Annotated in this window: 4 protein-coding genes; 3 read left to right on the top strand and 1 reads right to left on the bottom strand. The window is 53.6% G+C overall.

Annotated elements, in window-relative coordinates; all coding sequences use genetic code 11:
• Positions 1-174: 174 nt before the first annotated feature.
• Positions 175-2,034 carry a glycosyltransferase gene (locus AB1656_19505; GenBank protein ID MEW6237575.1) on the bottom strand — a complete coding sequence of 620 codons (1,860 nt, stop codon included), beginning with the start codon at positions 2,032-2,034 and terminating at the stop codon, positions 175-177.
• A gap of 479 nt (positions 2,035-2,513) precedes the next feature.
• Here AB1656_19505 and AB1656_19500 point away from each other — a divergent pair, with 479 nt between their 5' ends.
• The 3 genes from AB1656_19500 to AB1656_19490 all read left to right on the top strand — a co-directional run bounded on the left by AB1656_19500 (position 2,514) and on the right by AB1656_19490 (position 9,875).
• Positions 2,514-5,222 carry a sugar-binding protein gene (locus AB1656_19500; protein MEW6237574.1) on the top strand — a complete coding sequence of 903 codons (2,709 nt, stop codon included), beginning with the start codon at positions 2,514-2,516 and terminating at the stop codon, positions 5,220-5,222.
• Positions 5,223-5,618: 396 nt separating this feature from the next.
• A complete protein-coding gene (locus AB1656_19495) occupies positions 5,619-6,761 on the top strand; it encodes an efflux RND transporter periplasmic adaptor subunit (GenBank protein ID MEW6237573.1) in 1,143 nt (380 codons plus the stop codon).
• 12 nt (positions 6,762-6,773) lie between these two features.
• Positions 6,774-9,875, top strand: coding sequence for an efflux RND transporter permease subunit (locus AB1656_19490; protein ID MEW6237572.1), 3,102 nt, complete (start codon positions 6,774-6,776; stop codon positions 9,873-9,875).
• Position 9,876: the final 1 nt, after the last annotated feature.

The raw sequence follows: 9,876 nt of genomic DNA, 5'->3' as shown, positions 1-9,876 counted from the left end.
GAGCCTCGCCCTCCCTATTTGTTTGAAGGTGAATTAAGGGAGGGCGAATCTCCTGATGAGCCAGCCTGCTTTTCGTTTTCTTAGTGTAATGAATGATGAAAATAATAACACGCCATGAATTAGGATTCATCATTCATCATTCATCATTCATCATTCATCATTCATCATTGTTTTTTACGTTTTCCACTTGTCTCGCAAAACAGCCAGTATCTCTTCGGCGCGATGGGCGGGCGTATGGCGTTGCTGGAACGTTTCATGGCCTTGTTCGCGCAACTGACGGCGTTTTTCGGGAGAAGCCGACAGTTCGTCGATTTTGGCGATTAAATCCTTTTCGTCCTGGAAGGAAAAAAAGTCCATTCCCGGTTGCAGAAGCCCCATCTTCATATCTTCGATTTCATCGGCGATGAGGCAGCCGCCAGCGGAGAGAACATCGAAATCGCGCACGTTGAAGCAGGTGGGACATTGCAAACTATGAATATTAAGGCAAATTTCCGCCGAGGCGTAGGCGTCCGCCAGGCGGTGGGAAGGCAGCCAACCCCGGAACTGCGCCGCGTATTTCTCCCCCATGACGGGCAGCCATGTTTCCGGCCCGTAAAGTACGATTCCCCGATCCAATAGGGCGCGCACATATTTCACGCGCTTATGCCCATTCGCTAAGGCATAGAGGAAATACTCCAGCCGGACATTGGGCGGCAGGGGGCGTTGAATCGAAGCGGCGAAGGCGTCCGATTTTTCCCGCAGGCGCTGGATTAATTCATCGGAAGCATCCAAGGCGGCCAAGGCGTCTTGGGCGGTTTGCAAGGGATGGGCGATGCAATAATCCAAAATCGCATAGGCGCCGTCCCGAAGTTTTGGAGCGAGATCGCGAAGATAGGGCGCAGCATCGTGGAAGTTGCCCACGAACATAATGGGCGCCGCTAAGTCGTCCCGATAAACGCCCTCTTGAAATAGCGTTGAAGAAACGGTTAGCTGCTGCGTTGACCCTGCCCGCACGCTGGAAAACACTTCGGCGTACGTACGGTCGCAGTAAAACACATGATCCATTTCGCCTAGCAAATTTTGAAACTGCTCCGGCTGGAAATAGCAGGGATTGTCCAACGCCCAACACAAGCGGGGACGGCGAACGTTGGGCGCTAGAAAAGTGGAAGAGGCGTTATTGATCGTAACAATCAGATCGGGGATGTATTCCAACAGGTCGCGATGCACCTGAAAGCGTGCGGAGAAGGAATCACCGAGCTCCAACAAGCGTCCGCGCCATCCCACATTGCGAAAACCCTCAACCATGGAGCGCATGAGAGGCGTATGGGCGTAAGCCAATGGCGAGGCCGCCGCCCAGACGCAGCCGCCAACCAAATCCGGCGGTTGCGCCATGCGTTGTGAAAACATGGCGCTCTTCGCCTGGAATCCTCGCCGCGCCTCCGCCCGCCATGCCGCAAACCAGCGGGGGATTTGTTGGCATTCTTGTTTTTCTTCCACCTTCAATTCCCGTTCGGGAGCGGCGCATAAACCGTTATCGGATAGTAGAAACAAAGCCTCCCGCTGCGCAAAGCTTTCCATTTCGGGCAGGATTGGATCGCCAACTGCCCAATAAACTTGGTTGGATTCGATCAGAGGACGGCCATCGAAAAAATGCCATTGCGCCAGGATCAATTCCGGCCGGTTTTCCAACAACACTACCCCTTTAGAGAGATCGCCGCGAATATCTTCAACAATATGCGAGGCCAGGTATCCCAATCCTCCCCCAACGATGAGCAGCAATTCTGCTCCCCGCCGATAAAACGCTCTCGCCCGGTCGTAAGCCTCTTGCAATTGCGTTTGAAAAGCATCGGGGCGGTAAAGATAAAAAAATCCATTAGATTCCTGCCGGCGACAGGCGTACCTATGCTCTCCCACCTGGAGAAAAGAATAATCACTCAGCCGGGATCGGCTCTCAAGAATTCTTAAGGATAATTCCGGATAACGTTTTTGAAATAGATTCCTATTTTTTTCAAAAAAAACAGAATCGATGGCATCTATCGCGAACCATTCATTCATGATTCCACAACTCCATCCCCTTTTTTTCGCGGATCGTACCCATCCGCGATCGAATCCGTATCTTCATTATCGTCAACCATTGAGCGCAAGTCACCCATCCCATACCCTTAAACTCTAAAAATCGAGGCTCTTGCAAAATTAATGAAATCCGTCTTAAAATTCTCCCCCCAAGTTTGGGGGGAGTTAGAGGGGGGTTGATTTTGTTAGACTTATCTCAACCCCCTCCTAACCTCCCCCAGGCTTGGGGGAGGAATTATAGAGTTTTGCAAGAGGCTCAATCATCAAAATTAATAGACCGTATATGCGAACCATCGAAAATATGAATAATCAATAAATCATATTAATTTTAATTTTTATTACTTTAGTCTTGACATATGGCGTCTAAAAGTGTTTTGATTAATTCGGTTTATAGATTTATTACCTCTATAAACTTGTAGAAAAAATCTTTCGGGAGGAAATGTATTGGAAAGGAGATGTTTATGAAAAAGAGAAGAATCTTAATCACGGTCATTGGGCTGGCGGCGATGAGTCTTATCTGCCCCGCTTATGGCCAGGAACAGACAGTAGCAGCGGGATGGGCTTCCGCTGCGCCAACGATGGATGGAAAGTTAGATGCTGGCGAATGGAAAGAAGCGGCGCGCATCAATTTTGACGGCAGCGACGCGATTCGGCCAGGAATGGTCGGTCCGGATTCCGGTACGATTGGCGGACCATATAAAAATGGTTTTCAATCGCCGAAGGACAGCAGCGTTATCATGTACCTCATGAATGACGCCGATTTCCTCTATATCGCCATCGACGCGACGGACGACGTTCTCGATTTCGCCCAACCGAACTTGTGGCAAAACGACGCCGCCGAAATCCGCATCGACGGAAATATGAGCCGCTTGACGGCTAAAGAAGGCGATATTAACGGTTTCTCAGCCAACATACGCGGCGATGGCGGCGCTTCGGAAAACTTTCCCGCCGGCGCCGAGAGCGGAGCGGCCGTCAAAGCGGATGGCAGCGGCTGGGTCATTGAGTACAAGACTCCCATCGCAGGCTATAAGCCGGTGATCGGCTATGATATCGCTATCGACGACAGCGACGATCCCGCGAATACAAGCCGCGACACCCAATATCGCTGGAACGGCGCCGTGGACGGCGGTTGGAACGATGAAACCCAGTGGGGCGCTCTGATCCTCGCTACGGTTCCCAATCCCGGCCCGATGCTGAAAATCGCCGCAGGCGCTTTGACCAAAATCATCCCCATTCTGGACGGCAAATTGGATAAGGACGAATGGGCGCAAGCGACCAAGATATCCTTCGATAGCAGCGACGCCGTGCGTCCTGGCGTCGTTGGGCCGGATTCCGGCACGATCGGCGGTCCGAACGGGGACGGCTTCCAATTCTTCGAAGATAGCCACGTAGACGCCTTCATCATGAACGACGGAACTTATCTTTATGTGGCGATCGACGCAGGAGACGACGTTCTGGACTTTAAACAAGCCAATTTATGGCAAAACGACGCCGCCGAAATCCGCATCGACGGCAACTACAGCCGCTTAACGGCGAAAGAAGGCAGCAACTTGGGATTCTCTACGAATATCCGCGGCGATGGCGGAGGCGTCGAGAATCTGCAAACGGGCGCTTCTAGCGCTGCCGCTCCCAAGTTGGACGGAAAAGGCTGGGCGCTTGAATTCAAAACGCCGCTGGCGGGATTTAAGCCGACGATCGGATTCGATATTGCCATCGACGACAGCGACGATCCCGCGAATTCTAGCCGCGACACGCAATACCGCTGGAACGGCGACGTAGACGGCGGATGGAACGACGAAACGCAATGGGGCGATGTTACCCTTGCTACAGTTCCGCCTCCAGGACCTAAACAAAGAGCGAAATCCGGCCTCGCCGCGACGCCTCCGGCTTTGGATGGCTTGCTGGATGCGAACGAATGGAAAAACGCGGCGGTCATTCAATTCGACGGCAGCAATAGCACCCGCCCCGGCGTTGTCGGCCCGGATTCCGGCACCATCGGCGGAGCCAATAAAGACGGAATTCAAACCGCGGCGGATAGCAGCGTGAAAGTTTACCTGATGAACGACGCCAAATTCCTTTATATCGCCATCGATGCGACGGATGACGTTCTTGACTTTGCCCAACCGAATTTGTGGCAAAACGACGCCGCCGAAATCCGCATCGACGGAAATATGAGCCGCTTAACGGCTAAGGAAGGCGATATTAACGGCTTTTCCGCCAACATACGCGGCGATGGCGGCGCTAAGGAAAACCTCCCCGCAAGCGCCGAAAGCGCAGCGGCCGCTAAAGCGAACGGAAAAGGCTGGATCATCGAATACAAGACCCCCATCGCGGGTTATTTGCCTGTGATAGGATTCGATATCGCCATCGACGATAGCGACGATCCCGCGAATACCAGCCGCGACACGCAATACCGCTGGAACGGCGACGTGGACGGCGGTTGGAATGACGAAACCCAGTGGGGCGAACTCATTCTCGCCTTGGTTCCCGGTCCCCAGCAAAAAGCCAAAGCCGGTCTGGCCGCTAGAGCGCCGAAGATCGATGGAACGTTAGCCACTAACGAATGGAAAGACGCCACGATTCTCGCCTTTGACGGAACCGATAATATTCGTCCCGGCGTTGTTGGTCCGGATTCCGGAACCGTCGGCGGCTACTTTAAGAATGGCTATCAAACGCCGCAAGACAGCAGCGTCAAGGTTTACGTCATGAACGACGCTCAAAACCTCTATGTCGCGATCGATGCGATCGACGATATTCTCGATTTTTCGAAAAACGACGTATGGCGCAACGATGCGGTGGAAATCCGCGTTGACGGCAATTTCAGCCGCTTAGCAACCAAGGAAGGCGATATTTGGGGCCACTCCATCGTAATTCGAGGCGATGGCGGCGCCGTCGCCAGTCAACCTACGGGCGACATCCAAACGGCGGGTAAAGCGAAAGCGGACGGCAGCGGTTGGGTAGTCGAATTCCGGCAGGCGATCGCGGGATTCAAGCCCCTCATCGGATTCGATATCTCCATCGACGACGCCGATGATCCCGCCGTTCAAGACCGCAATTCGCAATACCGTTGGAACGGCGAAGTGGATGGCGGATGGAACGACGAAACCCAGTGGGGCGAATTGACTCTGTCTATCACTCCCACCCCCGTCGATATGTGGGAATTGTATTAAGATTGATGTAATCCGCGTTGGACGCATATCTCCTTCGCGGCGAATAAAATACGAATGGGGACGCTGGTTATCCAGCGTCCTCTTTTTTTGGGGGGAACTATGGGATTGTAGGACTAGAACGTTTCAGGATTGGGTAAACATGCTTAACTGGTTCCTTATCCTCGCGAAAAATTCCCTCGCCCTTTGGGAGAGGGCTAGGGTGAGGGGGGAGATGGAGGATTGGATTTTTATTATTTATGATGCGAAAATTCCGTAGTAAACGAACCAATGAACCGCGACTGACGACGAATCTTCCAACATCTTTACCTTGGATCATCCCCGCCATAAAATGATGGCGATTCCGGCGCGAGCCGCTTTCATGTTGGCCAATCTTTTGATAAGCGCGAGGCGGAGGAAATGCGGCGTTTTCTATTCATCATTGTATCTCTTAGTATTGCCGGCGGAATTGCATGGCGGCTTTATACGGCGGTTCCAGCCAAAAGCATGATGCCGCAAGGAAAACCGCCGATCGCCGTAGAATTCGATAAAGCCATTCAGGGCGACATCGACGACGTGGCCGAGTTTACGGGAACGCTGGCGGGCGAGTCGGAAGTGCTCGTTTCGCCGAAAATTTCCGGGCGCGTGGAAAAAATTCGCGTCGATCTGGGAGACGAAGTAACAGCGGGACAATCCCTGGCCGTGTTGGACGACGTGGAAGCGCGCAACGCCGTTGAAGAAGCGAATGCGAAATTATCCGTCGCCCGCGCCTCCCTGGAAGAATGCGAAACCAACCTGACGACGGTTCAAAGCGAACTGGAACGCATACGCACTCTGCGCGAAAAGAAAGTGGCGGCGCCTTCGGAATTGGAAAACGCGGAGGCGAACGTTTCCACGCTGCTCGCCCGAAAAAAGGTCTCCCAAGCCAATATCGAGCAGCAAGATGCGGCCTTGCGCGCCGCGCAGGCCCGGCTTTCTTATACGCAAATCACGGCGCCGATCGCGGGATTCGTCGGCAAGCGCTTTCTGGACGAAGGAGCGATGGTCTCGCCCTCGACTCCCATCGTCTCTTTAGCCGATATGTCTACGGTTAAAACGGTCATCAGCGTCGTCGAACGGGATTACGCTAAAATCAAATTGGGATTGAAAGCCGCGCTAGCCGTAGACGCTTATCCCGATAAAGCATTCGAAGGCCGCGTTTCCCGCATCGCTCCAGTACTCAACGCCGACACGCGCACCGCCGAAACGGAAATCGAAATCCCCAATTCCGATTTGCTGTTGAAGCCCGGAATGTTCGCGAGAGTGCGGATTCACTTCGGAACCCATCGCGGCGTAACGTTGATCCCGTTGCGAGCTTTGGTGAAGCGCGAATCGCAGCAAGGCGTCTTCATTCCCATCGATAATAACGCCAAAGCGCGTTTTCTGCCCATCGCGCCGGGAATTTCCTCCGCCGACGTCACGGAAGCCTCCGGCGTAGAGATCGGACAAGTCGTTATCGTCATGGGCCAACATCTCCTCAACGACGGAGACGGCATCGTCGCCAACGCTTCGGCGGGAAAGTAGGGGAAGGAAGCGATGCGCATCTCCTATTTTTCCGTTCATCATCCCATCACGATTACGATGTTTTTTCTCATCGTCATCATCTTCGGGGGAGTTGCGTTTATTCGTCTGCCCATCGATTTGATGCCGGATATCACCTATCCCGCCATCACCGTCGTCACCTCTTACGCCAATGTCGGTCCCGAAGAGATGGAACAACTCATCACCCGTCCCATCGAAGAGACCGTCAGTTCCATCCAAGGCGTGGAGAAAATTACTTCGAATTCGTCGGAAGGAAACAGCAGCGTCAGCGTCAATTTCGTTTGGGGGACGGACCTCAACGAAGCGGCAAACGACGTCCGTTCCCGCGTCGACCGTGTGCGGAGCCGACTGCCTGAAGATGCGGACGCGCCAGTCATATACAAATTCGATCTATCGTCTTTTCCCATCCTTTTTCTCGGCATTTCGGGAAAATTGGATCCAGTGGAAATGAGAGACTTGGTCGAACATCAGATCAAATACCGCATCGAACGGGTTCCTGGCGTAGCCGCCGTAGACATTCGCGGAGGGCAGCGGCGGGAAATCCATATCGACCTGGATCGGCGGAAACTAACCGCCATCGATCTTCCCTTGGATACGGTTCTCGCCTCGTTGGATTCGGAAAATCTCAACCTTCCCGCCGGAAAAGTCGATGAAGGCGACCTTGAAGCCCTAGTCCGGACCCGGGGAGAATTCGAAAACCTGGAAGAGATCCGAAATACCGTCATTCAAGTGCGCGACGGAGTGCCCATTCTTTTAAAAAACCTGGGGACGGTGGAAGATTCGTACGAAGAAATCACTTTCGTGTCCCGCATGGAAGGAAGTCCGGTCCTGCGCTTATCCATCAATAAGCAATCGGGCGGCAACACGGTGCAGGTCGTGGAAGGCGTTCTGAAAGAAATCGAACGCATCAACAGGGATATGCCGCAGATTCGCGTATTCGTCATTATGAATTCGGCGGATTATATCAAGAGCGCCATTGCTAACGTACGGAATTCGGCGTTCTATGGCGCCCTTTTGGCGGCGGCTATTCTTTTCTTTTTCCTGCGCAACATAAGAAGCACGCTCATCATCTCTACGGCGATTCCCATTTCCATCATCGCGACGTTCGCCCTGATGTATTTCTGCAAATTCACGCTCAATATCATGACGTTCGGCGGATTAGCGCTGGGAGTGGGAATGTTGGTGGACAACGCCATCGTAGTTTTGGAAAATATTTTTCGCCATTGCGAGGGCGGTCGCGCGAGTGGAGAAGCGGCGGCGCATGGAACGGAAGAAGTCTCCGACGCGATTATCGCCAGCACCTTAACCACCTTGGTCGTTTTTCTTCCCGTTGTTTTTATCCGGGGCGTCGCCAGCATAACGTTCACGCAATTATCCGCTGTCGTCGTTTTCGCCCTCTTTTGCTCGCTGGCCGTCTCCTTGACGCTGGTTCCCGTTATGGCGGCCCGTTTTCTGAAAGCCAAAAAGAAATCCCATCCTGGGATGGGAAACGACTCCGGCAAAGGCGACGAATATCGTTCCAGGGGAATGATCGCTCTCATAGAAAAGGAGTATGCGCATCTCTTGAAAGCAGCTTTTCGTTTCCGATGGCCTGTTCTTATCCTTACGGCGTTCTTGTTAGCGGCCAGTCTCTACTTAACGAAATGGATCGGCGTGGAATTCATGCCGAAGGCCGACGAAAGCGAAGTGCGCGTCAATGGAGAAATGGCGGTAGGGACGCGCATCGAAGTCGTGGACGCCACATTTCAGGAGATCGAAAAAATCGTGCGCAAAGCCGTCCCCGAGGCGAAGATGATTTATTCCCAGGCTGGATCGAGCGGATGGCGCAGCACCGGCGGCCATAGAGGCGAGGTGAGAGTCTCCCTGGTTCCCGTTGCTCAACGAAGCCGAAGCAGCGAAGAGATATGCCGCGCCTTGCGGCCGTTGCTGGCGCGCATACCCGGCGCGATTATCCGCATCCGCGAAGGACAGGGTCTTTTTCTCTTTCGGCTCATCGCGGGCGGCGAAGAAGACGCCGAAGTTCAGATACGCGGCTACGATCTGGATATCGCCCGCCAATTGGCGCTAAGGGTAAAAGCGGAAATGGAACAAGTGGAAGGAATCACTGACGTGCGCGTCAGCCGCGAGGAAGGACAGCCGGAAGAGGTCATCCGCATCGACCGCGCCAAGGCGGCGTCATTGGGTTTAACGGTATCCAGCATCGCTCGCGCCATTGAAACTAGCCTATCGGGAACCAGCGCTACGAGGTATCGGCAAAGCGGGGACGAATACGATATTCTCGTCCGATTGAAGGAAACTGACCGGTTATCCATTCAAGACGTTCTCGATATGACCGTCGCCAGCGGCGACGGCCGCAGCATCGCGGTGAAAAATGTCGTCCGGCTGGTTAGAAGCGAAGGTCCCGTCCAAGTCGAACGGGAAGATCAAGAGCGAATCGTAACCGTTTCGGGCAATATTTCCGGACGCGATTTAGGCTCGGTGATGAAGGATATCGAGACGCGGATCGCCGCGATTCCCAAACCGGCGGATTTCGAAATCATACCCAGCGGCGAATATCAAGAGCAACAAAAAGCGTTTCGCGAATTATTGGTGGGATTCTGTCTCGCTATTATTCTGGTTTACATGGTGATGGCGGCGCAATTCGAATCGTTGCGAGACCCCTTCATCGTCATGTTCTCGATCCCGCTGGCGGCCATCGGCGTCGCCATTACGCTGATTCTCACCCATACGACCTTTAATTTGCAATCCTTTATCGGCTGCATCATGCTCGCGGGGATTGTCGTCAACAACGCCATCCTTCTCGTGGATTATACCAATCTACTGCGCCGTCGCGATGGAATGGGCGTCATGGAAGCAATCCAGGTAAGCGCGCGGCGGCGGCTGCGCCCCATCCTGATGACGACGTTGACGACGATCGCCGGCCTCTTGCCTCTAGCTCTTGGCCTGGGAGAAGGCGGAGAAGTGCAAGCACCGATGGCGCGCGTGGTGATCGGCGGTTTAACGAGTTCGATGTTAATCACGCTTGTAATCATCCCCATCCTTTATGTGTTTTTCGAACGCCGGAAGACGGCGGCGGAGAACGCCGTTGAATCGTAAA

Source organism: Candidatus Omnitrophota bacterium, assembly GCA_040755155.1.
Classification (GTDB): Bacteria; Hinthialibacterota; Hinthialibacteria; order Hinthialibacterales; family Hinthialibacteraceae; genus JBFMBP01.
This window is presented reverse-complemented; position numbering and strand designations above follow the sequence as displayed.